The 21238-nt window shown below is 65.7% G+C and carries 23 protein-coding genes; 18 read left to right on the forward strand and 5 right to left on the reverse strand.

Annotated elements, in window-relative coordinates; genetic code table 11:
* Window positions 1–47 precede the first annotated feature (47 nt).
* The 6 genes from mutM (at window position 48) to ACK4FK_RS06035 (ending at window position 5520) form a co-directional block, all read left to right on the forward strand.
* The gene (gene mutM, locus ACK4FK_RS06010) at window positions 48–872 is read left to right on the forward strand and encodes a bifunctional DNA-formamidopyrimidine glycosylase/DNA-(apurinic or apyrimidinic site) lyase (RefSeq protein ID WP_409742522.1); all 825 of its coding nucleotides are present in this window, start codon (window positions 48–50) and stop codon (window positions 870–872) included.
* 192 nt (window positions 873–1064) lie between these two features.
* A complete protein-coding gene (locus tag ACK4FK_RS06015; RefSeq protein WP_409742524.1) occupies window positions 1065–1388 on the forward strand; it encodes a hypothetical protein in 324 nt (107 codons plus the stop codon).
* 23 nt (window positions 1389–1411) lie between these two features.
* Window positions 1412–2188, forward strand: coding sequence for an enoyl-CoA hydratase (locus tag ACK4FK_RS06020; RefSeq protein ID WP_409742527.1), 777 nt, complete (start codon window positions 1412–1414; stop codon window positions 2186–2188).
* 18 nt (window positions 2189–2206) lie between these two features.
* A complete protein-coding gene (locus ACK4FK_RS06025; RefSeq protein ID WP_409742529.1) occupies window positions 2207–3379 on the forward strand; it encodes an ATP phosphoribosyltransferase regulatory subunit in 1173 nt (390 codons plus the stop codon).
* Window positions 3380–3403: 24 nt separating this feature from the next.
* Entirely contained in the window at window positions 3404–4699 is a 1296-nt protein-coding gene (locus ACK4FK_RS06030) for an adenylosuccinate synthase (RefSeq protein ID WP_409742532.1), read from the forward strand.
* Window positions 4700–4836: 137 nt separating this feature from the next.
* Complete coding sequence (locus ACK4FK_RS06035; protein ID WP_409742535.1) at window positions 4837–5520, forward strand: hypothetical protein; 684 nt, start codon at window positions 4837–4839, stop codon at window positions 5518–5520.
* A gap of 14 nt (window positions 5521–5534) precedes the next feature.
* Here ACK4FK_RS06035 and rpoH read toward each other — a convergent pair whose 3' ends face one another.
* Window positions 5535–6461 (reverse strand): RNA polymerase sigma factor RpoH, encoded by a 927-nt coding sequence (rpoH, locus tag ACK4FK_RS06040; RefSeq protein WP_409742538.1) that lies wholly within the window; start codon window positions 6459–6461, stop codon window positions 5535–5537.
* Between the two features lie 199 nt (window positions 6462–6660).
* The gene (locus ACK4FK_RS06045; protein WP_409742541.1) at window positions 6661–7680 is read right to left on the reverse strand and encodes an RluA family pseudouridine synthase; all 1020 of its coding nucleotides are present in this window, start codon (window positions 7678–7680) and stop codon (window positions 6661–6663) included.
* Window positions 7681–7700: 20 nt separating this feature from the next.
* Here ACK4FK_RS06045 and ACK4FK_RS06050 point away from each other — a divergent pair, with 20 nt between their 5' ends.
* Genes ACK4FK_RS06050 through ACK4FK_RS06060 form a run of 3 tightly spaced genes read left to right on the forward strand, consistent with a single transcriptional unit; the run spans window position 7701 to window position 9521 of the window.
* Window positions 7701–8045 carry a hypothetical protein gene (locus ACK4FK_RS06050; protein ID WP_409742544.1) on the forward strand — a complete coding sequence of 115 codons (345 nt, stop codon included), beginning with the start codon at window positions 7701–7703 and terminating at the stop codon, window positions 8043–8045.
* Complete coding sequence (locus tag ACK4FK_RS06055) at window positions 8045–8476, forward strand: M67 family metallopeptidase (protein ID WP_409742546.1); 432 nt, start codon at window positions 8045–8047, stop codon at window positions 8474–8476. Before ACK4FK_RS06050 ends, ACK4FK_RS06055 begins: the two co-directional genes overlap by 1 nt.
* Before the next feature lie 13 nt (window positions 8477–8489).
* Complete coding sequence (locus ACK4FK_RS06060) at window positions 8490–9521, forward strand: threonine aldolase family protein (protein ID WP_409742549.1); 1032 nt, start codon at window positions 8490–8492, stop codon at window positions 9519–9521.
* On the opposite strand, the gene ACK4FK_RS06065 is transcribed toward ACK4FK_RS06060, so the two are convergent.
* A complete protein-coding gene (locus tag ACK4FK_RS06065; RefSeq protein ID WP_409742552.1) occupies window positions 9452–10444 on the reverse strand; it encodes a LysR family transcriptional regulator in 993 nt (330 codons plus the stop codon). The two genes, ACK4FK_RS06060 and ACK4FK_RS06065, sit on opposite strands and share 70 nt — an antisense overlap.
* A 111-nt stretch (window positions 10445–10555) precedes the next feature.
* Between ACK4FK_RS06065 and ACK4FK_RS06070 the strand changes: the two genes are divergently transcribed.
* Window positions 10556–10729, forward strand: a complete 174-nt coding sequence (locus tag ACK4FK_RS06070) for a hypothetical protein (RefSeq protein WP_409742555.1) — start codon at window positions 10556–10558, stop codon at window positions 10727–10729.
* Between the two features lie 79 nt (window positions 10730–10808).
* Entirely contained in the window at window positions 10809–11591 is a 783-nt protein-coding gene (locus ACK4FK_RS06075; RefSeq protein WP_409742557.1) for a DODA-type extradiol aromatic ring-opening family dioxygenase, read from the forward strand.
* 10 nt (window positions 11592–11601) lie between these two features.
* On the opposite strand, the gene ACK4FK_RS06080 is transcribed toward ACK4FK_RS06075, so the two are convergent.
* Both ACK4FK_RS06080 and ACK4FK_RS06085 read right to left on the reverse strand, forming a co-directional pair.
* The gene (locus ACK4FK_RS06080) at window positions 11602–12165 is read right to left on the reverse strand and encodes a hypothetical protein (RefSeq protein ID WP_409742560.1); all 564 of its coding nucleotides are present in this window, start codon (window positions 12163–12165) and stop codon (window positions 11602–11604) included.
* Between the two features lie 70 nt (window positions 12166–12235).
* Complete coding sequence (locus tag ACK4FK_RS06085; RefSeq protein ID WP_409742563.1) at window positions 12236–13960, reverse strand: tetratricopeptide repeat protein; 1725 nt, start codon at window positions 13958–13960, stop codon at window positions 12236–12238.
* Between the two features lie 225 nt (window positions 13961–14185).
* Between ACK4FK_RS06085 and ACK4FK_RS06090 the strand changes: the two genes are divergently transcribed.
* The 7 genes from ACK4FK_RS06090 (at window position 14186) to fliN (ending at window position 21204) form a co-directional block, all read left to right on the forward strand.
* Window positions 14186–16114 (forward strand): flagellar hook-length control protein FliK, encoded by a 1929-nt coding sequence (locus tag ACK4FK_RS06090; protein ID WP_409742565.1) that lies wholly within the window; start codon window positions 14186–14188, stop codon window positions 16112–16114.
* Between the two features lie 24 nt (window positions 16115–16138).
* A complete protein-coding gene (locus ACK4FK_RS06095) occupies window positions 16139–16879 on the forward strand; it encodes a flagellar hook assembly protein FlgD (protein ID WP_409742568.1) in 741 nt (246 codons plus the stop codon).
* A gap of 112 nt (window positions 16880–16991) precedes the next feature.
* Window positions 16992–17309 (forward strand): DUF1153 domain-containing protein, encoded by a 318-nt coding sequence (locus ACK4FK_RS06100; protein WP_409743086.1) that lies wholly within the window; start codon window positions 16992–16994, stop codon window positions 17307–17309.
* 174 nt (window positions 17310–17483) lie between these two features.
* A complete protein-coding gene (fliF, locus tag ACK4FK_RS06105; protein ID WP_409742571.1) occupies window positions 17484–19136 on the forward strand; it encodes a flagellar basal-body MS-ring/collar protein FliF in 1653 nt (550 codons plus the stop codon).
* 15 nt (window positions 19137–19151) lie between these two features.
* Entirely contained in the window at window positions 19152–20168 is a 1017-nt protein-coding gene (gene fliG / locus ACK4FK_RS06110) for a flagellar motor switch protein FliG (protein WP_374301019.1), read from the forward strand.
* Between the two features lie 20 nt (window positions 20169–20188).
* Window positions 20189–20845 carry a hypothetical protein gene (locus ACK4FK_RS06115; protein WP_409742573.1) on the forward strand — a complete coding sequence of 219 codons (657 nt, stop codon included), beginning with the start codon at window positions 20189–20191 and terminating at the stop codon, window positions 20843–20845.
* Window positions 20846–20868: 23 nt separating this feature from the next.
* A complete protein-coding gene (gene fliN, locus ACK4FK_RS06120; RefSeq protein ID WP_409742576.1) occupies window positions 20869–21204 on the forward strand; it encodes a flagellar motor switch protein FliN in 336 nt (111 codons plus the stop codon).
* The last annotated feature ends 34 nt before the right edge of the window (window positions 21205–21238 follow it).

Consider the following 21238-nt stretch of genomic DNA (forward strand, 5'->3'; position numbering starts at 1 on the left):
CCGAAATAGGCCCGTCACGGTATAGAGACGCCCAGAGGATCCGCGGAATGCCCGAACTGCCCGAAGTGGAAACCACGCGCCGCGGACTGGCGCTCAAGCTGGAAGGCCGGCGCATCGCCCGCATCGAGGCCCGCCGGCCCGACCTGCGCTTTCCCCTGCCCAGGAATTTCGCCAAATCCATCCAGGGCCGCCGGGTCGAGGCACTCGAGCGCCGGGCCAAATACATCCTGATCCGCCTGGAAGGCGGCCTGGTCTGGATCATCCATCTGGGCATGTCGGGCCGCATGGTGCTGCGATCGGGCTGGCCCAACGATATCGGACCACATGATCATGTGATCTTCGCCACCGACGAGGGCTGGGCCGCCACCTTCAACGATGCCCGCCGCTTCGGCATGATGGACCTCGTGCCAGCCGACAGACTGGCCGAACACCGCCTGCTGAAGGGTCTGGGGCCCGAGCCGCTGGACGACGCCTTCACACCGGCCGCGCTGGCTGCGGCGCTCAAGGGCAAGAAAACCCCCATGAAGGCCGCCCTGCTGGATCAGACCGTGGTGGCCGGGCTGGGGAATATCTATGTCTGCGAGGCGCTGTTCCGCGCCGGCATCGACCCGAAACGGCTGGCAGGCGGCGTCAAGCCGGAGAAGCTGGCCAAACTGGTGCCGGCGATCAAGGCGGTGCTGCGCGAGGCGATCAAAGCCGGCGGCTCCAGCCTGCGGGATTACGTGCAGTCCGACGGGGAGTTGGGCTATTTCCAGACCCGCTTCCGGGTCTATGACCACGAGGGGGATCCCTGCCAGGTCTGCGGTGCGCCGATCAGGCGGATCGTACAGTCCGGGCGGTCCACCTTCTATTGTGGCCACTGCCAGAAATAGCGGTTTCCCGGCCACGATTCGGCAGTGCCCCGGCACTTCCAAAACCGGCCCCGACCTGCCAAATTCCCCGCCATGTTCCGCCCCGGCTGGAGCCTTTTCCCGGTCCCGGCGCTAGCTGCACTCATCGTCCTGGGCCTGAGCCCCGGCGGTCTGTCGCTGGCGGGGATTCGTGCAAGCTCGCCGGGTCTGCCTTTGGGGCTCTTCATCGCCCAGGCCCAGGCCGCTGCCGGTTTCCTCTCGATTGCCGAGGATGTGCCGCTGATGCCGGGCCTGGCCGAAAGCCCGGAGGCCGCCACGGTCTTCGACAAGCCCTCGGGTCGCATCGCCAATACCGAGGCCAAGGGCGCCGTCACGGCGGCGGCCGTGCGCCAGTTCTATGCCGCCACCCTGCCGCAACTCGGCTGGCAAAGCGCCGGCGCGGAACGCTATCGGCGCGAGGCCGAGCTGCTGCGCCTGAGCTTCACTGGCCGCGACGGCGCGCTCACCGTGCGTTTTGAACTCCTGCCCAATCAATAAAGTATCCGAACGAGGAAACCGTCATGGCCTATGAAAACATCCTGGTGGAAACGCGCGGCCCCGTCGGCCTGATCACGCTGAACCGGCCGCAGGCCCTGAACGCGCTGAATGCGGCGCTGACCAGCGAAATGGCGCGCGCCCTGGATGCCTTCGAGGCTGACGACGCCATTGGCTGCATCATCATCACCGGCTCGGAAAAGGCTTTCGCCGCCGGCGCCGATATCAAGGAGATGCAGTCGAAGAACTACATGGATGTCTACAAACAGGATTTCATCACCAAGGATTGGGAACGCGCCGCCACCTGCCGTAAGCCGGTGATCGCGGCAGTGGCAGGCTATGCCCTGGGCGGCGGCTGCGAACTGGCAATGATGTGCGATTTCATCATTGCCGCCGACAACGCCAAATTCGGTCAGCCCGAAATCAACCTCGGCACCATCCCGGGTGCGGGCGGCACCCAGCGCCTGACCCGCTTTGTCGGCAAGTCGAAGGCGATGGAAATGTGCCTCACCGCCCGCATGATGGATGCGGCCGAGGCCGAGCGCTCGGGTCTGGTCAGCCGCGTGGTGCCGCTGGCCGATCTGCTGAACGAGGCCATCAAGGCCGCCGAGAAGATCTGCTCGCTGTCGCGCCCGATCGTGATGATCGCCAAGGAATCGGTGAACCGTGCCTACGAGACCACCCTGGCCGAGGGCATCCGCTTCGAACGCCGCATATTCCATTCGACCTTCGCCACCGAAGACCAGAAGGAAGGCATGAGCGCCTTTGCCGAGAAGCGCAAGGCCGCCTTCAAGCACAAGTAAGCCGGAGAGCAATCGGACATGGCACCGCGCGGACGCAGTCCTGCGAGCGAGGGAGAGAACAGTGCGGCTGCCGGCCTTTTGCCGGCCGGCCTACGCGACGTTCTGCCGCCGCGCGCCGAGTGGGAAGCCCAGGCCAGCGAAAGCCTGCTGGCCGCCTTCGCCGCCCAAGGCTATGCCCGCGTCAAGCCGCCGCTGATCGAGTTCGAGGAAACCCTGCTGGCCGGATCGGGCGCCGATCTGGCCGGCCAGATGTTCCGCGTCATGGACCCGGTGTCGCAGCGCATGATGGGCCTGCGCACCGACATCACCATGCAGGTGGCGCGCATCGCCGCCACGCGCCTGAAGGATTCTTCGCGCCCGCTGCGATTCGCCTATGCCGGCCAGGTGCTGCGCGTGCGCGGCACGCAGCTTCGCCCCGAACGGCAGTTTGCCCAGGCCGGCGTGGAGCTGATCGGCTCCACGGCGCTGGGCGCCGATGTGGAAGTCGCCGTGCTGGCGGCCGAGGCGGTGGCCTCGCTGGGCGTCAGCGGCTTGTCGCTCGACATAACCCAACCGCTGCTGGCGCCGGCGATCATGGAAGCGCATGGGCTGGAGCCGAAGCAGGCGCGCGCCGCGCGCCGGGCGCTGGATCGCAAGGATGCCGCCGAACTGAAGGAGGCAGCCGGGGCTGCCGCGCCCACGCTGCTGAAGCTGCTGCCGCTGGCCGGTCCGGCCAGGACGGCGCTGGATGGCCTGCAGAAACTGAAACTGCCGCCAGCAGCCGCCCGGATCGTCACCGATCTCGACGCGCTGGTGCGCGAGGTCTCGGCCGCCGCGCCCGACCTGCTGGTGACCCTCGATCCCGGCGAATTCCGCGGTTTCGAATACCATACCGGCATTGCCTTCACGCTGTTTGCCCGCAATGTGCGCGGCGAACTGGGGCGTGGCGGCCGTTACAACACGCCCGCTGGCGAACCGGCTACCGGTTTCACCCTCTATCTCGACAGCGTCATGCGCGCCTTGCCGCCGCGTCCGGCGCTGCGGATTGTGTATCTGCCGTTCGGCACGCCGCGCACGGCCGCCGCGAAGCTGCGCGCCGAGGGGCATGCCACCTGGGCCGCGCTGGAGCCGGTGGCGGGCGATGAGAAAAAGGCCGCGAAAGCCGCGGGCTGCAGCCATTGGTGGGACGGCTCGGCTGTCCGGCCTGTCTGAATTTCTGTCTGAAGGATTCCTGAGATGAGCAACGTCGTCGTGGTCGGCGCCCAGTGGGGCGACGAGGGCAAGGGCAAGATCGTCGACTGGCTGAGCCTGCGCGCCGATGTGGTGGTGCGTTTCCAGGGCGGCCACAATGCCGGCCATACGCTGGTGATCGGCAACAACGTCTACAAGCTGTCGCTGCTGCCCTCGGGCATCGTGCGCCGGAACAAGCTGGCGGTGATCGGCAACGGCGTGGTGGTCGATCCCTGGGCGCTGTTTGCCGAGATCGACAAGCTGCGTGGCCAGGGCGTGGAAATCGGCGAGCATAACCTGAAGGTGGCCGACAATGCCGCGCTGATCCTGCCGCTGCATCGCGAGCTGGACGGCCTGCGCGAGGACGCCACCGATGGCGGCGTGAAGATCGGCACCACGCGGCGCGGCATCGGCCCGGCCTATGAGGACAAGATCGGCCGCCGCGCGATCCGCGTGTGTGATCTGGCAGACGTGGCCTCGCTCGGCCGCAAGGTCGATGGCCTGCTGGCGCATCACAATGCCCTGCGCAAGGGTCTGGGTGCGCCGCTGGTGGACCGCGCGGCGCTGCTGAAGGACCTGGCCGAGATCGCGCCGAAGATCCTGCCCTATGCCGCGCCGGTTTGGCGTGACCTGGACGAAGCCCGTCGCGCCGGCAAGCGCATCCTGTTCGAGGGCGCTCAGGGGTCGCTGCTGGATGTCGATCACGGCACCTATCCATTTGTGACCTCGTCGAACACCATGGCGGGTTCGGCTTCGGCCGGCTCTGGCCTGGGCCCGGGTTCGCTCGGCTATATCCTCGGCATCGTGAAGGCCTATACCACGCGTGTCGGCGAAGGCCCGTTCCCCACCGAATTGACCGACGAGATCGGCCAGTGGCTGGGCGAGAAGGGGCATGAATTCGGCGTCGTCACCGGCCGCAAGCGCCGCTGCGGTTGGTTCGATGCGGTGCTGGTACGCCAGACCGTGAAGCTGAACGGCATCCACGGCATCGCGCTGACCAAGCTCGACGTGCTCGACGGCCTAAAGGAGATCAAGCTCTGCGTCGGCTACGAGGTGAACGGCAAGGTGCTGGATTACTTCCCGGCCTCGATGTCGGAGCAGGCGGCGGCCAGGCCGGTCTACGAGACAATGGAAGGCTGGAGCGAGACCACCAGGGGGGCGCGCAGCTGGGTCGATCTGCCCGCCACGGCGGTGAAATACGTACGCCGCATCGAGGAGCTGATCGGCGCGCCGGTGGCCCTGCTGTCCACCTCGCCGGAACGCGACGACACCATCCTGATGAAGGACCCCTTCGAGGATTAAGGGTGGGCGATTAAGAAGGTATTCAGTTGCCGTTCCAGGTTATCGAATCTTAACGCCGTCATTATCGAGCCTTAACTACCGCCCGCCGAGAAGCCGGAAGAGAGTGGCCGCAACAGCCCTTTGCTCCGGAGTGCCCCATGCTCAGAACCCAGGAAGCCACCCTTTTCGGCATCGGCGAAAATGCCATGTCAGTTCTGTGCGAGGCGATCTGCCTTGATGCGGTCGAGGTTGCCAAGGTCAGCCGGGTCAGCATCTGGTTTTTTGACGACAGCGGCAATCTGGTCTGCCAGCGCCTGCTCGATGCCCGCGAGGGCCGTTTCCACGAAGGCGCCATCATCCCGCGTTCGGCCACCAATGCCTATGTGAAGGCGGCTTCGGAAGGTCTGGCGTCCCTGACCACCGATGATGCCCCGGTGCTTGAGCATGAGAATGCCATGCCGGCGGAGGTATCCGCGCGGCTCGATCTGCTGCTGGTCGACAACAAGAACCAGCCCGCCGCCATCTTCCGCTGCGAAAGATATGACTCGGCCGGCGAGTGGAGCGAGCGCGACATCACCATCCTGCGCAAGCTGGCGCAGACGCTGGCCACCGCGATCCGCCATGAATGCGAGCGCTATGTGGCGCGCCGAAGCGTGCCGGAGGTGCCGTCGGTTCTGCTGGCGCCGACCGGGTCGACCAGGCAGAATCTCGACTGGCTGCGCCGGAGCAAAGAGCCCTCGATCTGGCTGCAATCCGTGCCCGCAGCCTCGGTCTACGACATGCTGGATTTCGACCCGCCGGTGCCTGCGCTGGGCGATGACGATCCCGAGTGGGATAACTGAGGCCGGCGCGGGCTTCAGGCCGGGGCAGTGAAGTCCGGGCTGACCGCGCCGCCATTCATACCCTGCTCTGCGGCGGCGGCGCGTACCGCCTTCTGCAGCTTCTCGAAGGCCCGCACCTCGATCTGGCGCACACGCTCGCGGCTGATGCCATAACGCGCTGACAGGTCTTCCAGCGTGGTGGGTTCCTCGGTCAGGCGGCGCTGCACCAGGATATCGCGCTCGCGCTCGTTCAGGTCCTTCATCGCCGCGGCCAGCAGGGCCTTGCGGCTATCGTATTCATCGCCTTCAGCCAGGCGCGCTTCCTGGTTCGGCGTTTCGTCCACCAGCCAATCCTGCCATTCGCTGCTGCCTTCCTCGTCGCCGCGCAGAGGCGCGTTGAGCGAATGGTCGGGCGCCGCCAGGCGGCGATCCATGGTGATCACTTCGTCCTGCGGCACATCAAGCTGGGTGGCGATCCGTTCAACCTGGTCGGGCGTGAGCTGGCCGCCTTCGATCGCCTTCATCTGGCCGCGCAGGCGGCGCAGGTTGAAGAACAGCTTTTTCTGCGCGGCCGTCGTGCCGATCTTCACCAGCGACCACGAACGCAGGATGTATTCCTGGATCGAGGCGCGGATCCACCACATGGCATAGGTGGAGAGGCGGAAGCCCTTGTCGGGATCGAAGCGCTTCACCGCCTGCATCATGCCGACATTGCCCTCGGCGATCAGTTCGCCTACCGGCAGGCCATAGCCGCGGTAGCCCATCGCGATCTTGGCCACCAGGCGCAGATGGCTGGTCACCAGCTTGTGTGCGGCTTCCACGTCGCCACGGTCGCGCCAGGCCTTGGCCAGCATGAATTCCTCCTCCGGCTCCAGCATGGGGAAGCGGCGGATTTCGGCCAGGTAGCGGGCAAGGCCGCCCTCGGCTGAGGACAGCGCGGGTAAACTGGTGGCGGTACTCATCGGTTTGGAAACTCCCCCGTCCGGGACTGATCGGCGATTGCGGCCCGGTTCGGTATCAGAAATGGGTGCCCTGTCTTTCATTTGCAACGAGGGAAGCCGGCGATTGCGGCGGAAGTGCGGCGCCGCTGGCCGCTTTGTGCCGGCCGTCACACGGAATGTCTGATTATTTCATGAATTTCAGTGGTTTACAAATGATCGCTCAGCGCGGCGTGTTGCGCTGGCTCGACAGGGCCTGCAGCAGGGCGGCGAAATCCCCCGGCAGCGGGCTCTCAAACCGCAGGGCCCTGCCACCGACCGGATGGCGGAAACCCAGCGTGGCGGCATGCAGGGCCTGGCGCCTGAAGCCGGCCAGGGCGGCGCGGGCCGGATCGCCGAGCTGGAAGCGTTGCAGGCTGCGGCTGCGGCCATAGGTCTGGTCGCCGATCAGCGGATGGCCTTTCGACGTCATATGCACGCGGATTTGGTGCGTGCGGCCGGTCTCCAGCGTGCAGCGGACCAGCGCGCAGACCGGCTGGCCTTTGCCGTCGAACAGCAGTTTCGTGGTGGCGTAATGCGTCACGGCCGGTTTGCCGCCGCGCGTGACGATGGCCATGCGCTTGCGGTCCTTCGGGTCGCGGCCGATGGCACCCTCGATGGTGCCCTGCAGGGGATTGGGGTGGCCCCAGACCAGGGCGTCGTAACTGCGCTCGATGTCGTGGTCGGCGAACAAGGCGGCCAGCGCATGATGCGCGCGGTCGGTTTTTGCCGCCACCACCAGGCCAGACGTGTCCTTGTCGATGCGGTGCACGATGCCGGGCCGCTTCACGCCGCCGATGCCCGACAGGCTGTCGCCGCAATGATGCAGCAGGGCGTTCACCAGCGTGCGTTCGGGATTGCCGGGCGCGGGATGCACCACCAGGCCGGCGGGTTTGTCCACCACGATCAGCTGGTCGTCCTCGTAGACGATGGTGAGCGGAATAGCCTGGGCCTGCGGTTCGGCGGCCACCGCCGCCGGCTGCGTCACGGCATAAACCTCGCCCGGTTTGATCTTGCGCGAGGGGTCGGTTATCGTCACGCCGCCCTCGCGGACATGGCCGTCGAGGATCAGGTTTTTCAGGCGCGAGCGGGAAAAATCCTCCGCGCCGCCGGCCAGCGCCGTGGCCAGGTAACGGTCCAGCCGTTCGCCGGCGGCCTCGGGCGGCACCGGCGGCAGAATCTGCGGGCTGGATGGATCGGGCATCGAAGTCAGGACCAGACGGAATGACGGACAGGACGGCGGAAGAGGCGACAAGGATACGGTGGCTGAAGGCCGTCGTCATCGGTCTGGGCATCATCTTCGTCGGGCTGGCGGTGCTGCTGCTGGTACTGATCATGACCGGCGGACCCAAGCGGACGACACCTGCGGCGGCATCCCCGCCACGCGCCGTCGCCGTCGAAGACCTGACCATGACTCTGCCGAAAAACAGCCGCATTGCCGATGTACTGGCCACCGGCAACCGCATCGTGCTGCGCGTGCGGCTGATGGATGGCACCGAGCGGTTTTATGCGCTGGATGGCGAAACGCTGAAACCGCTGGGCAGCGTGACCGTGCTAGTCGAGAAGTGATGTCACTGCGGCTGACCATTGCGCAACAGGCCGAGTTTGCCGCGCTGGCGGTGGAAGCCTTCCCGCGCGAGGCCTGCGCGTTGCTGGTCGGCCGCGAAGAGGGTGGCGCGCTGGTCGTCGAGCGTATCGTGCCGGCCGCCAACCTGGCTGTCTCGCCCGAGCGCGAATTCGAACTCGATCCCGCCGTGCATGTGGCCGAACTGCGCCGCCTGCGCGATGTCGGCGGGTCGCAGACAATCCTTGGCCACTGGCACAGCCATCCCAATGGCCGTGCCGAACCCTCGGCGCAGGATGTCGCGATGATCTTCGATCCGGCCATGCTGTGGCTGATCAGCGCGGTGGATGCCGCCGGTGCCGCGCCGCCGCGTGCTTTCCGCCCGCGAAGCGACGCCTCCGGGTTCGATCCCTTTCCCCTCCAGACCGAAGCATAAAAAAGGATTCCCCATGGCCGCTCCCAGCCTGGATTTCAGAAGCGACAACGTGGCCGGCGCCGCGCCCGAGATCATGGCCGCGCTCAACGAGGCCAATCGCGGCGATGCCACGGCCTATGGCGGCGATATCCACAGCAGCGAGCTGGATGCCGCCTTCTCGCGCGTCTTCGACACCGATTGCCGCGTGTTTCCCGTCGCCACCGGTACGGCCGCCAACGTGCTGTCGCTGGCCTGCATCGCGCCGCCCTATGGCGCGGTCTACTGCCACCAGGACAGCCACATCATGGTGGATGAATGCAACGCGCCGGAATTCTATACCGGCGGTGCCAAGCTGGTCGGCCTGCCGGGCGAGCAGGGCAAGATCGCGGCCACGGCGCTGGAACAGGCGCTTGGCCAGGGCTGGAGCGGCGTGCAGCATCATCCCCAGCCCGCCGCCGTCAGCCTGACCCAGGCCACCGAATCCGGCACGGTCTATTCACCCGACGAAGTGGCGGCCATCGCGCATCTGTGTCGCGCCCATGGCCTGCGCTTGCATATGGATGGCGCGCGCTTTGCCAATGCCGTGGCGGGTCTGAACTGCTCGGCGGCGGATCTGACCTGGCGTGCCGGCGTCGAGGTGTTGAGTTTCGGCGCCACCAAGAACGGTGCCATGGCGGCGGAAGCCGTGGTGTTCTTCAAGCCCGAACTGGCGGAAAGCTTCCTGTATCGCCGCAAGCGCGGCGGCCATCTGTTTTCCAAGTCGCGTTTCCTGTCGGTGCAGCTGCTCGCCATGCTGCAGGATGGCCTGTGGCTGAAGCTGGCCCGGCAGGCCAATGCGCGGGCGCGCGAGCTGGCAGACGGTTTCGGCCGCATGGGCGCGGAGGTGGTCTGGCTGGTGCAGGCCAACGAGGTTTTCGTCAAGCTGCCGGCCGACAGGGTGGCGGCGATGCGCGCCAAGGGCGCGCTGTTCCATACCTGGAGCGAGGCCGACGGGCTCTACCGTTTCGTCTGCGCCTTCGACAAGACACCCGATGACGTCGCCGCCCTGCTGCGCGCCGCCGGCTGATCTGTTGCGGGCGGTACCGTCATCCATGGCGGTTGCGGCGTGAAGCGCTCGACCAGGAAGTCGACGAAGGCACGCACCTTCGCGGCCAGATGCTTGCGCGCCGGATAGACGGCATAGATCGGCCAGGATGAATCGACCAGGTAATCGTCCAGCACGGTGCGGATGCGGCCGGCGGCGATATCCTTGTGGCAAAGGAAATCGGCGGTGAAGCCCAGGCCCATGCCATCCAGCAACAGGCGATAGAGCGCATCGCCAGAATTGGACGCGGCTATGCCACGCATTGCCACGCGCTCCACGCGGCCATCGGGGAAGCGCATCGGCCAGTGGTTCAGCAAGGCCACGTTGGTGCTGAGCACGGCACGGTGATGCTCAAGATCAGCCGGCGTCTGCGGTACGCCGAAGCGTTCGAAGTAGCTGACCGCGCCGCAGATCATGCGGCGATAATCGCCCAGCTTGCGGGCGATCAGGGTGTCGTCGCCGGGTAGGCCCAACCGGATGCCGACATCTTCGCCGGCCGAGACAAGGTCGACGATATGGTCGTCGAAGCTGATCTGCATCTGCACCTGCGGATATCGTGCGATGAAATCGGGCACCAGTGGCACGATCTGGCTCATGCCGAATCCATGCGCCACGTTCACGCGCAGCAGGCCGCGCGGCTCGGCCTCGGCGCCGCCGATACTGGCCTCCACGGCGTCGATCTCGGCCAGAATGCCGCGCAGTTCGTCGAAATAGGCGCGGCCCTCGGCGGTCAGGCTCACCCGCCGCGTGGTCCGGTGCAGCAGCCGTGCCCCCAGGCGGTCCTCCAGCCGGGAGATCAGCTTGCTCACCGCAGACGGGCTCAGGCGCAGCTTGCGGGCCGCTTCGGTGAAGCCGCCGGCCTCCACCACCTGCACGAAGGCCTCCATTTCGCCATACCGGTTCATGGGCTGCTCATTAATGAATTTCAGTCAATAAATACTGCCATAAATCGGTATTAATGAATATGCCTTGGAACCCTATCCTCCCATCAGCCACCCAGCAGAGGAGGGCCTCCCATGACGAATTTCCAGATCCGCTATGTTTCCGCCGAAGAGATGGCGTTCCATGCCGCCCGTGCCCGCGAGTTGCGGGCCGAGGCCATGCAGGCCTTTTTTGCCGGCCTGTTCAGATTCTTCCGGCCCGTGCCGGCGGCGCGCATACGCGCTACTGCGTTGGTGACCGCCAAGTAACGTCTTGCGGCGCTGCCGCATGCGTCATAGGTGATGCTTCATTGGCGCCGCTGAGGCGCCGCGCCGAAGGAGCATCCCGATGACCCGTCTGCCATCCGTGTTCGTCAGCCATGGTTCGCCCATGCTGACGCTGGAGCCCGAGCGGCCGGCGCATCAGTTCCTGCGTCAGGCCTCGCAGCATTGGCCGCGGCCCAAAGCGATCCTGGCCGTCTCGGCCCATTGGGAAACCGAGACGCCGGAAGTCGGCGCCACGGTGCGGCCCGAGACCATCCACGATTTTTACGGCTTCCCGCCGGCGTTGTATCGCCAGCTATATCCCGCACCCGGGGCGCCCGCGCTGGCCACCCGCATTAAGGCATTGCTGGATGCAGCCGGCATTCCGGCAAAACTCGATTCCGAACGCGGCCTCGATCACGGCGCCTGGTCGCCGCTGAAGCTGATCTATCCGGAAGCCGGGATTCCGGTGTTGCAGCTTTCGATCCAGCCGCAGCGCGATCCGGCCTATCATTTTGCGCTGGGCCGCGCGCTAGCGCCGCTGCGCGACGAAGGCGTGCTGATCTTCGCCACCGGCTCGCTGACCCACAATCTGCGTCTGCTCGACCGGGCCGATAGCGGGCCTATTGCGCCATGGGCTCAGGCTTTCGCCGGATGGATGGCCGAGAAGCTGCAAGCGCGCGACGATGCGGCCCTTCTGGATTATCGCCGCCAGGCGCCGCATGCGGCGATCAATCACCCCACTGACGAGCATCTGCTGCCGCTCTACGTCGCGCTGGGCGCGGCCACGCCCGATACGCCAGCCGAACGCCTGCATGCCAGCTTCACGCTGGGCGCATTGGCGATGGACAGCTATAGATTCGCTTGAAGAGCCGTCGTCAGCGGCCGATATCGCCGAGCAGGCGGAAGATCACCACATCCAGTACGACGATGTAGAGCAGCATCACCGCGAGGATGAAATAGCGGTGCAGATCGCTCGCCAGCTTCGGTTTGCGACGCAGCGCACTGCGCGCCAGGTTGGAGAAATCGCCAACCAGGTAGGCCATCTTGGCATGCTCGTTGCCCTGCCAGGATTGCAGCATCAGGATGACGGCGACGCTGACGGCACCGACGAAAACCAGAAAGCCGGAAATGAAGCGCGCCACATCCGGGGCAAACGGAATCGTCGCGCCGATCGCCACCAGCGCCAGGCCCAGCAGGGTGAAATATTCCACCACACGCCATTGCTGGCGTTTGGCGAACAGCACGTTCTGGGCGGCGATATCGTAAAGCATGCGGAATTCCGCATGGGTGGCGTCGTCCAGTTCGCTCGGGATCAGCTTTTCCTGCTCCGGCGCATCGTCATCGGCCGGTGCGGCCTTGGGAGCCAGCGGGCGCGGCGGCGCGCCGGCCGGCGGCCGGGCCGAGGCTTGTCCGGGAGTCTGTTTCGGTGGCAAAGCCATGCCGCCACCCTAGCCCGGCTGCGTTAAGGAAGCCTTGCTCTATATCAAGCCGGCGCGCTTTCGGACGGCCTCAGGCCGGTACGAATTCGAAATAGCTGTCGGCCTGTATCACGCGGAAATCCAGCGTCTGTCCGGCCTTAACCGGCTGGTCCTCCGGCAGCCAGCACACCGCCTGGCCCCAGTGGCGCATGGCCCCGTCCGGCCCGGTCGATAGCATGATCTGGTCGTCCAGCCACAGTTCGAACCAGAAAACCAGGGCCTGCGCCGGGCCATCGTGCAGGATTGGCGCCGACCAGGCGATGGTCTGCGGCTGTACCCAGTCGGGCGGGTTGGCGAAATCGATGCGGCAGACCGGCAGAACGGCGCTTAAGGCTTCGTGCGGTTCATGATCCAGCCGCACCACGCCATGGGCCGACTGGTTGCGGAATCGGTCGAAGGGCGAAAGGTCGAAACCGCAGATTTCACGCAACGGGTTCACGGCGCGCAGGGCCGGCAGGCGCATCACCTGGGCCACGACCTGGGCCGCTGCCGGAATCACCGTAGCGCCTGGCCTGGCCAGGCGGCGCAAGGCATCGCGGATGGTTGGCAGCATGCCTTCGCCGGTCAGGCCGGCATCCAGCACCTCCGCCACCACAAGGTCGGCCGGGTGAGGCAGGTCGCGGGTGGGATCGAGTTCGGTGGAGCGCTTGGCGATCACGGTGATGCGTTCGGCAAAGCCGTTTTTGGCCACGATCTCCCGGGCCGTTTCGGCGATCAGTCCATGCGCCTCGCAGGCGACCACATGTCGTGCCCCCGCCCGCGCAGCCAGCATCGCCAGCAGGCCCGAGCCGGTGCCGATATCCAGAACGGTCATGTCGGATCGTATGGCCTTTTGCAGCGCGGCCGCGAAAGCCTCGTTGCGTGCCGCATCGGCCAGCATGGGGAAATGCCAGCCGGGAATCTGCGCGCTCAGCAGGCCGGACAATGCCGCCCTGATCTGCGCATCCTCCGGCGCCAGTTCGGCCGCCCGACGAAAGGCGGCCAGCGCCATCGCGCTGTCATTCAGCTCGCGGGCGCACTGGCCGATGGCGAAATGCGCTGACACCAGCGTGTCGTCATGCTTCAGCGTCTCGCGCAGAACGCCAATCGCTTCGCGGAAGCGATGCAGCTTCTGCAATGCCAGTCCGGCATTCAGGCGTGCCACGACAAGCCCGGGCTGCAGGCGAAATGCGGCACGATAAGCCTCCAGCGCAGCCTCCAGGTCGCCGGCCAGTTCGCAGGCGACGCCAAGGTTGACATGGGCGGCGACGTAATCGGGATGTTGCAGCAGCAGGGCGCGGTATTCCGCCTGGCTGGCGGCGAGATCGCCCTGCTCGCGCAGCAGGTTCGCCAGGTTGAACCTGGCCTCGGGAAAGTCCGCTCTCAGGGCCAGGGCCTTGCGGCAGGCCGCTTCCGCCTCGGCCGTGCGGCCCAGCATGCCCAGCGCAAGGGCCAGGTTGTTGGCGGCTTCGGGATAATCGGGCTGCAGCCGCAAGGCCTGCTCGGCCGCCTGCGCAGCCTCGCAGGCCTCGCCAAGGGCGATATGCATCAGCGCCGCGTTGCAGAAACAGCCGGCATCGGGCTGCAGGGCCAGGGCCCGTTTCAGATATTTGAGGCCCTCGGCCGGATGGCCGGCACGGTAATGCAGCAGGCCGTAATCATGCAGCAGGTCCGGCCGCTGCGGCTCGACCCGCAGAAGGCTCTGATAGATCGCGGCGGCCTCGGCCAGGCGGCCGTCCCGCTGGTGCTGCCGGGCGGTCTGAAGCGAATCGGACATGGGGGCGGACCATAGCCGCAGCGGCGGCGAAAGGCGACCGCCGATGGCTCCGGCGGCATCGTCCCGCCGCCAGACCAGGTATCGGCAGAATTTGCCGGCCGGCAAGACCGGCGCAGGCCGCTGGCCGGCTGGGCCGATATATAATCCATATAAAACAATATCTTATTTGAATTTTCGCAATTGGCCCGCCGCTTGCTTCTACTCCGGCGAAGAATGAGGCATTCCATGCAGGTCGCACCGGTTAACAATTCTGCCGCTTCCGCTTCCGGGTCCGCTGCCGTCGAGGAAACCGACAGCCGCGCCCGTGAATTTTCGCGGCTGCTCCAGACCGCGTTCTTCACCCAGGGCGCCAAGGCGGTGACGCGCGGGTCCGAGCCCGCCGCCCCCGAAGGCGCCGTCCGCAGCGAAGTCCGTCCCGATACCCGCAACGATGATCGCGGCGAGACCCGTGTTCAGATCCGTTCGGAGCGTGCGCCCAGCGAGTCGCGCCCGGCATCCCCCGCAGTTTCGTCTTCCTCCTCCTCTTCTTCTGCTTCTCCGCCCTCCTCCGATCCGTCGCCCAAGCCGGCATCCGACAGGCCGGTGCCGGCGTGCGATGATGGCGCAACAGCCAAGGACGGCAAACCTGTTGCCGACAACGAGGGCAAGCCAGCGGCGTCCGATGCCGGCCAGCAGCCGGGCGATGCCGAAACCAAGCAGGCGGTGGAACAGGCGGCCGGTGGTGATGAAACCGCCGATGGCGAGATACCCGGGATCGAAGAGGGCGCCGATCAGGTGCAGCCGGCCCTGGTGGCCGATGCCGCGCTGATCCTCGGTCTGCTGCAAATGCAGGCGCAGCCGCAGGTGCAGCCGCAGACACAAGTTCAGCAGCCGCCCGCCGCCGTTGTCGTGCCGGTGGCCGATGCGGCAGCCGAGGCTCAGCTCCACGCGCAACTGCTGGCGGCCTCGGCGGCCGAGGCTTCCGTCGCCAATCCGCTCGCGGCGGATGACGCTGTTCCGCCGCCGCCCGCCTTGCCGGCTGCAGCGAATGCTGCGGCCGACCCGGCGCCGCTGCCTCAGGCCGCGCCGACGCTGCCGCAGATGGCCAAGCCGGCTGAAACGTCGCTTCTGCCGCAGGCTGCGGCCTTGCCGGCCGAACTGATGGCGATGTCCAAGAATGGCACTGAAACCAGCGCTGCCGCCCTGATGGCCCAGCAGCCGGCGACCGTGACGGCAGAACAACTGGCCGCCCTGCAGCAGGCGTTGCAGGCAGAGGGTGAAATGCCGGTTGCGCCGCAGGATCAGACGCGCAGCCAGATACAGGATGGCGTTCAGCCGTCCGCTGCCAAGGTGCCGAAATCGACCGAGCGGAGCCTGCTGCTCGATATCCAGCCCGCGATGGTGTCGGCGTCGAAACCGGCCGTCGATCAGGCCGTGATCCTCGCCGCGCAGGGCGACGCGGCGGCCGCTGCCGAGCAGGCCACATTGCAGCAGCAACTCACCACCGCCCAACACCATCAGTCCGTTGCGGATGCGAAACTGGTCGCCAACCTGCATGCGCAGATGACGGCGGAAATCCCGGCCCAGGCCGCTACTGCAACGGCCGCATCAGGCACCGGTTCCGCCGCACAACACACCCTGCATTCTGCACCGGTGAGCAATCCGGGCGCCAGCCTGCCCCAGGCGGTGCAGCATGCCGCCACGCATACGCTGGCGCGTCAGCTTGGCGCCTATATTCCGGCCGGGGAACAGGTCGCCGTGCAGATCAAGAAGGGCGCGGCAGAGGGCCTGGACAAGATCTCGATCAAGCTCGATCCCGGCAATCTCGGCAAGGTCGAGGTCAAGCTCGAGGTCGGCCATGATGGCAAGCTGATGGCGGTGATTGCCGCCGACAAGCCGGAAACCCTGGCCATGCTTCAGCGCGAGGCCCAGCAACTCGAACAGTCGCTGCGCGATGCCGGTCTCAAGACCGATGCGAATTCGCTGAGCTTCAGCCTGCGCGAGCAGGGCCAGAATGCCGAAGGTCGCGACGGCCGCGACGGTGGTGATCGCCAGCGTGGCCGCGGCCATATGGAATATGCCGAAACCGGCCACGTCGTCGACGCGGCGGCGGTGGCCGCCAGCAACGCCCAGCGCGCCGCCGCCGCGCGCGGCGGTCTCGATATCCGAATCTAAGCCGCGCCGCGCAGGAGCATCATCATGGTCAGCAGTGTCACCGATACCTCCAGCACTTCGAGCAGCGTCGCCAATAACGCGGCCAGCAAGCTGGCCAGCGATTTCGACACCTTCCTCAAGCTGCTGACCACGCAGCTCAAGAACCAGGATCCCACTTCGCCGATGGATCCGAACGAGTTCACCCAGCAGCTGGTGCAGTTCAGCCAGGTGGAACAGCAGATCAACATGAACAAGAATCTCGAGAAGATGATTGCCATGCTGCAGGCCGGCCAGAACAGCAACAACCTGAACTTCATCGGCAAGATCGTCGACGTGAATGACAACCAGCTCAAGCTGGCTCAGGGCGGCAGCGCCTTCTGGGCTTACGAGCTGCCGGCGAACGTGATGAATGTTCAATACAAGATATTGAACTCCAAGGGCGAGACCGTGCGTACGGTCACTGTCGGTTCCGATCAGTCCAGCGGCTTCAAGCCGGGCCGCGTCGAGGTGGCGTGGGACGGCAAGGACAGCTTGGGCAATGCCGTGCCTGCGGGCACCTACAAGCTCGAAGTGGTTGCCAAGGATGCCAGCGGCAAGTCCGTCGACGGCGTCAAGGTCTATGCGCGTGGCTATGTCGAAGCGCTCGAGACCGTCGATGGCCAGCAGTATCTGGTCGTGTCGGGCAGCAAGTACCTGCCCGAGAAGGTGGTCTCGGTCTTTGCGCCACCGCAGGACACGGGTGACGACAATAACGGCGAAGACGAGCAAGAGCAGGACGCCGCCTGATCGGGCGGCGGCGCGGCATCGGGTATTCAGCCATCAAGACTCATTCAGCACAGTGTTCCAATAACGGGTGATTGACATGGAAAACCTTCACAGCCTCGAACAGACAGCCCGCATGCTGCCGCTTCCTGCCAAGCCGCTCAGCGTGATTGGCCCGGAAGGCCAGCGCATCACCCGCGATACGCTGCCGCCGGCCAACACCAAGCGCTGGGTGATTCGCCGCAAGGCGGAAGTCGTGGCGGCCGTGCGTGGCGGCCTGCTCAGCCTGGAGGAAGCCTGCGACCGCTATGCCCTGACGGCTGAGGAATTTCAGTCCTGGCAGCGCGCCATAGAGCAGCACGGCCTGCCCGGCCTGCGCACCACCCGGCTGCAGGATTACCGTCCCGGCACCCTCCGGGCGCCGGCGGGCCGGCTGTCCGGTGTGGCGGGCTGAGAGCCCGCCGCTAACACACTGATTTTCCTGATTCTGTAGGGTTAACAAACCGCTAGGCAAATTTTGCCGGGGTGTTAACCTCTTCTTCATCCCGCGTTCCTACCTTGCAAGCGTGGCAGGAGGTGCCTGCCGTAACGCGTGCCTGGTGCATGGGGTGAAGCCGTGAACGGAATCATGAACATGATGCGGAACATCGGTCCCGCGCGGTTGGCGATGCTGGCGGCGACGGCGGCGGTTCTGCTCGGCTTTTTTGTCTTCCTCGGGATGAAGGTCACGCAGCCCAAGATGGCGCTGCTGTATGGCAATCTCGACCTGGAAACCTCGGCCGATATCGTCACCCGGCTGGAGGCGCAGAAGATTCCCTATCAGATCGCCGCCAACGGTGCGCAGATCCTTGTGCCGGAAGACCGCGTGCTGCGCGTGCGCATGCAGTTGGCCGAAGGCGGCTTCACTGGCGGCGGGGGCGGCGGCTACGAGATCTTCGACAAGGCCAACGCCCTGTCGGCCACCAACTTCATGCAGAACATCAACCATCTGCGTGCATTGGAAGGCGAACTGGCGCGCACCATCCGCTCGATCGACCAGGTGCAGCAGGCACGCGTGCATCTGGTGTTGCCGCGCCGCGAGGTGTTCAGCCGCGAGCAGCGCGAACCCTCGGCCTCCATCGTCATCAAGACGCGCGGCAGCCGGCTCGATCAGCCGCAGGTGCGCGCGATCCAGAACCTGGTCGCCTCCGCCGTTCCCGACCTGAAGCCTACCCGCATCTCGGTGGTGGATGATCGCGGCAACCTGCTGGCCGGCACCCAGGAAGAGACAGATCCGGCCACCGCCACGGTCAACCGGCTCTCCGACATGCGGCGGCAGATCGAGGATCGTCTGCGCAAGAATGTCGAGGCGCTGATCGAGCGTTCAGTCGGCGTGGGCAATGTGCGCGCCGAGATTTCAGTCGACATGGATTTCGACCGCGTCACCACGAACCAGGAATTGTTCAATCCCGACCAGCAGGTGGTGCGCTCGACCCAGACCATTACCGAAAACAGCCAGAGCCAGGAAGGTCAGCAGAACGTCACGGTGGCCAATAACCTGCCGGAAGCCCAGGGCCAGGGCGGCAGTCAGGCCACCTCGACGGCGAACCGCACCGAGGAACTGATCAACTACGAGATTTCCAAGACGATCCGCACCCAGGTGCGCGAGGCCGGTGTGGTGCGTCGCGTCTCGGCCGCTGTGCTGGTCAACAACATCATCCAGGTGGATGGACAGGGCCAGCGCTCGTATCTGGCGCGCTCGCCGGAAGAGCTGCAGCAGCTCGGCACACTGGTGCGCAACGCCATCGGCTTCGACCAGGCCCGCGGCGACACCGTGGAAGTCGTGTCGATGCGGTTCGCCGAGCCGGGCGACATCCCCGAGGAGGTCGATCCCGCCACGCTGCCGGTCTTTCTCGGCCTGACCAAGGCCGAACTGTTCCGCATTGGCGAGATCGCCGGCTATGTCCTGCTCGGCCTGCTGGCCATGCTGCTGGTCGTGCGGCCGCTGATCCGCCGCGTGCTGGAGGCCTCGCGCGAAAGCGAGGACATTCCGCCCGGCATGCTGACTCCGGCCGCGCCCGGCCTGCCCATGGTGGTGGGCGGCGCGCCGGTGGCCGAATTGCCGGCCGCGCCCGATGCCGGCATGGCGCCGCCCACGCCCGGCATCGAATCGATGATCGACATCGCCCGCATCGAAGGACAGGTGAAGGCGTCGTCGCTGAAGAAGATCGGCGAGATCGTCGACAAGCATCCGGAAGAAGCGGTCTCGATTATCCGCAACTGGCTCTACCAGGCGGCCTGAGGCTAGGAGTGCGTCATGGCAGGTGAAAAGGACTTCCGCCAGCTCAAAGGCCCCGACAAGGCCGCCATTCTGATGCTGGCGCTGGGCGAGGAACACTCGTCCAAGATCTGGCCGCTGCTTGACGACGAGGAGATCAAGGAAATCTCCCAGAACATGGCCAATCTCGGTGCGGTCAATTCCGAGGTGGTCGAAAAGCTGTTCCTCGAGTTCGTCAACAACTTCTCCTCCACCGGCTCTCTCACCGGCACCTTCGACAGCACGGAACGCCTGCTGATGAAGGCGCTGCCCAGTGAGCGCGTCAACCAGATCATGGAGGAAATCCGCGGTCCGGCCGGCCGTACCATGTGGGACAAGCTCGCCAACGTGAACGAAAACGTGCTGGCGAACTACCTGAAGAACGAGTATCCGCAGACCGTGGCGGTGGTGCTTTCCAAGATCCGTCCGGAACATGCCGCCCGCGTGCTGGCCGCGCTGCCCGAGGAATTCTCGATGGAAGTCGTCATGCGCATGCTGCGCATGGAGGCGGTGCAGAAGGAAGTGCTGGACAAGGTCGAGCAGACCCTGCGCACGGAATTCATGTCGAACCTCGCGCGCACCAACCGCCGCGACGCCCACGAGATGATGGCGGAAATCTTCAACAGCCTCGATCGCAATACCGAGGCCCGCTTCCTGGCCGCGCTGGAAGAGCGCAGCCGCGACGCCGCCGAGCGCATCAAGGCCCTGATGTTCACCTTCGAGGATCTGATCAAGCTGGATCCGTCCGGCGTGCAGACCCTGCTGAAGAGCGTGGAGAAGGAAAAGCTCAGCCTGGCGCTCAAGGGCGCCTCGGAAACCCTGCGCGACCTGTTCTTCTCCAACATGTCCGAACGCGCCTCCAAACTGCTGCGCGAGGAAATGGAATCGCTCGGTCCGGTTCGCCTGAAGGATGTCGACGAAGCGCAGATGATGATGGTCAACACGGCCAAGGAACTGGCGGCCAAGGGCGAGATCATGCTGGCCGACAACAAGGGCGAAGACGAGCTTATTTACTGATGCGGAAAGCGGCGTAGGCGATGGTCAGCAAGGCCAAATTTCTGTTCGATCTGCCCTTCGACGGCTCCAAGCCGAAGGTCGAACGTTCCTACGCGCCCAAACCCCCGCCGGCGAAATTCTCGACCGAGGAACTCGAGGCCGCGAAGGCGGCGGCCTTCGCCGAAGGCGAGCAGGCCGGCCACGCCGCGGCCTATGGCGAACACCAGCGCAATATCGAACAGGCCTTGCATGCGGTGGGGGGGCAACTCGCCGCCATCGCCGCCGGCGATGAACGCGCTCGCATCGCCGCCCGCGCCGAGGCCACGGAACTTGCTGTGGCGATCGCGCGCAAGCTGGCCGGCCGGCTGATCGAGCGCCAGCCGCTGGATCAGATCGAATCGCTGGTGCTGCGCTGCATGGACGACATGCGCGAGGAGCCGCGTTTGGTGATACGCGCCAATGAAGCGGTGGTGCAGTTGCTGGATCAGCGGATCGACCAATTGGTGGCGCAGTCGGGGTTCGGTGGCAAGGTCGCGCTGGTGCCCGACGAGACGATGGCGCCCACCGATTGCCGCATCAACTGGGCCGATGGTTCGGCCGAACGGCGCCAGACGGCGCTGGAACAGGAAGTCGAACAGGCGGTCGAGCGTTATCTGACCGGGCTGCAGGCGCAGCTCGGCGAGCCCGGCGCAGCATAGCCGAGGCGAGGGAGTGAACCGGCATGGCTGAGAATGAAGATCTTGAACTGAAGGACCTCGGACAATCCCCCGACATGATGGAGGAAGATGATCCGAATGCTGCCCGCACGGCGGCCGACCTTCAGGCTGTCTTCGATATTCCCGTGCATGTATCGGCCGTGCTGGGCAAGGCCAACATGCAGGTCAGTCAGTTGCTCAAGCTGGGCCGCGGTGCGGTGGTCGAGCTAGACCGCAAGGTCGGCGAGGCGATTGACATCTATGTGAACAACCGGCTGGTGGCGCGCGGCGAGGTGGTGGTGGTGGAAGACCGCCTCGGCGTGACCATGACGGAAATCATCAAGGGTGGCCGCGGCGGCTGATGCTGCCGGGCGGGAATACTAGGCGTATCGGGCA

It is taken from the genome of Ferrovibrio sp., assembly GCF_046297895.1.
Taxonomy (GTDB): domain Bacteria; phylum Pseudomonadota; class Alphaproteobacteria; order Ferrovibrionales; family Ferrovibrionaceae; genus Ferrovibrio.

Coding starts and splice junctions, on each gene's coding strand:
- ACK4FK_RS06090 (WP_409742565.1), top strand. CDS start 14,186: ATGCAGGTCGCACCGGTTAACAATTCTGCCGCTTCCGCTTCCGGGTCC.
- ACK4FK_RS06055 (WP_409742546.1), top strand. CDS start 8,045: ATGTCACTGCGGCTGACCATTGCGCAACAGGCCGAGTTTGCCGCGCTG.
- mutM (WP_409742522.1), top strand. CDS start 48: ATGCCCGAACTGCCCGAAGTGGAAACCACGCGCCGCGGACTGGCGCTC.
- ACK4FK_RS06075 (WP_409742557.1), top strand. CDS start 10,809: ATGACCCGTCTGCCATCCGTGTTCGTCAGCCATGGTTCGCCCATGCTG.
- ACK4FK_RS06080 (WP_409742560.1), bottom strand. CDS start 12,165: ATGGCTTTGCCACCGAAACAGACTCCCGGACAAGCCTCGGCCCGGCCG.
- ACK4FK_RS06020 (WP_409742527.1), top strand. CDS start 1,412: ATGGCCTATGAAAACATCCTGGTGGAAACGCGCGGCCCCGTCGGCCTG.
- fliF (WP_409742571.1), top strand. CDS start 17,484: ATGAACATGATGCGGAACATCGGTCCCGCGCGGTTGGCGATGCTGGCG.
- ACK4FK_RS06085 (WP_409742563.1), bottom strand. CDS start 13,960: ATGTCCGATTCGCTTCAGACCGCCCGGCAGCACCAGCGGGACGGCCGC.
- ACK4FK_RS06030 (WP_409742532.1), top strand. CDS start 3,404: ATGAGCAACGTCGTCGTGGTCGGCGCCCAGTGGGGCGACGAGGGCAAG.
- ACK4FK_RS06035 (WP_409742535.1), top strand. CDS start 4,837: ATGCTCAGAACCCAGGAAGCCACCCTTTTCGGCATCGGCGAAAATGCC.
- ACK4FK_RS06025 (WP_409742529.1), top strand. CDS start 2,207: ATGGCACCGCGCGGACGCAGTCCTGCGAGCGAGGGAGAGAACAGTGCG.
- ACK4FK_RS06060 (WP_409742549.1), top strand. CDS start 8,490: ATGGCCGCTCCCAGCCTGGATTTCAGAAGCGACAACGTGGCCGGCGCC.
- fliG (WP_374301019.1), top strand. CDS start 19,152: ATGGCAGGTGAAAAGGACTTCCGCCAGCTCAAAGGCCCCGACAAGGCC.
- ACK4FK_RS06115 (WP_409742573.1), top strand. CDS start 20,189: ATGGTCAGCAAGGCCAAATTTCTGTTCGATCTGCCCTTCGACGGCTCC.
- rpoH (WP_409742538.1), bottom strand. CDS start 6,461: ATGAGTACCGCCACCAGTTTACCCGCGCTGTCCTCAGCCGAGGGCGGC.
- ACK4FK_RS06050 (WP_409742544.1), top strand. CDS start 7,701: ATGACGGACAGGACGGCGGAAGAGGCGACAAGGATACGGTGGCTGAAG.
- ACK4FK_RS06070 (WP_409742555.1), top strand. CDS start 10,556: ATGACGAATTTCCAGATCCGCTATGTTTCCGCCGAAGAGATGGCGTTC.
- ACK4FK_RS06045 (WP_409742541.1), bottom strand. CDS start 7,680: ATGCCCGATCCATCCAGCCCGCAGATTCTGCCGCCGGTGCCGCCCGAG.
- ACK4FK_RS06065 (WP_409742552.1), bottom strand. CDS start 10,444: ATGAACCGGTATGGCGAAATGGAGGCCTTCGTGCAGGTGGTGGAGGCC.
- fliN (WP_409742576.1), top strand. CDS start 20,869: ATGGCTGAGAATGAAGATCTTGAACTGAAGGACCTCGGACAATCCCCC.
- ACK4FK_RS06095 (WP_409742568.1), top strand. CDS start 16,139: ATGGTCAGCAGTGTCACCGATACCTCCAGCACTTCGAGCAGCGTCGCC.
- ACK4FK_RS06100 (WP_409743086.1), top strand. CDS start 16,992: ATGCTGCCGCTTCCTGCCAAGCCGCTCAGCGTGATTGGCCCGGAAGGC.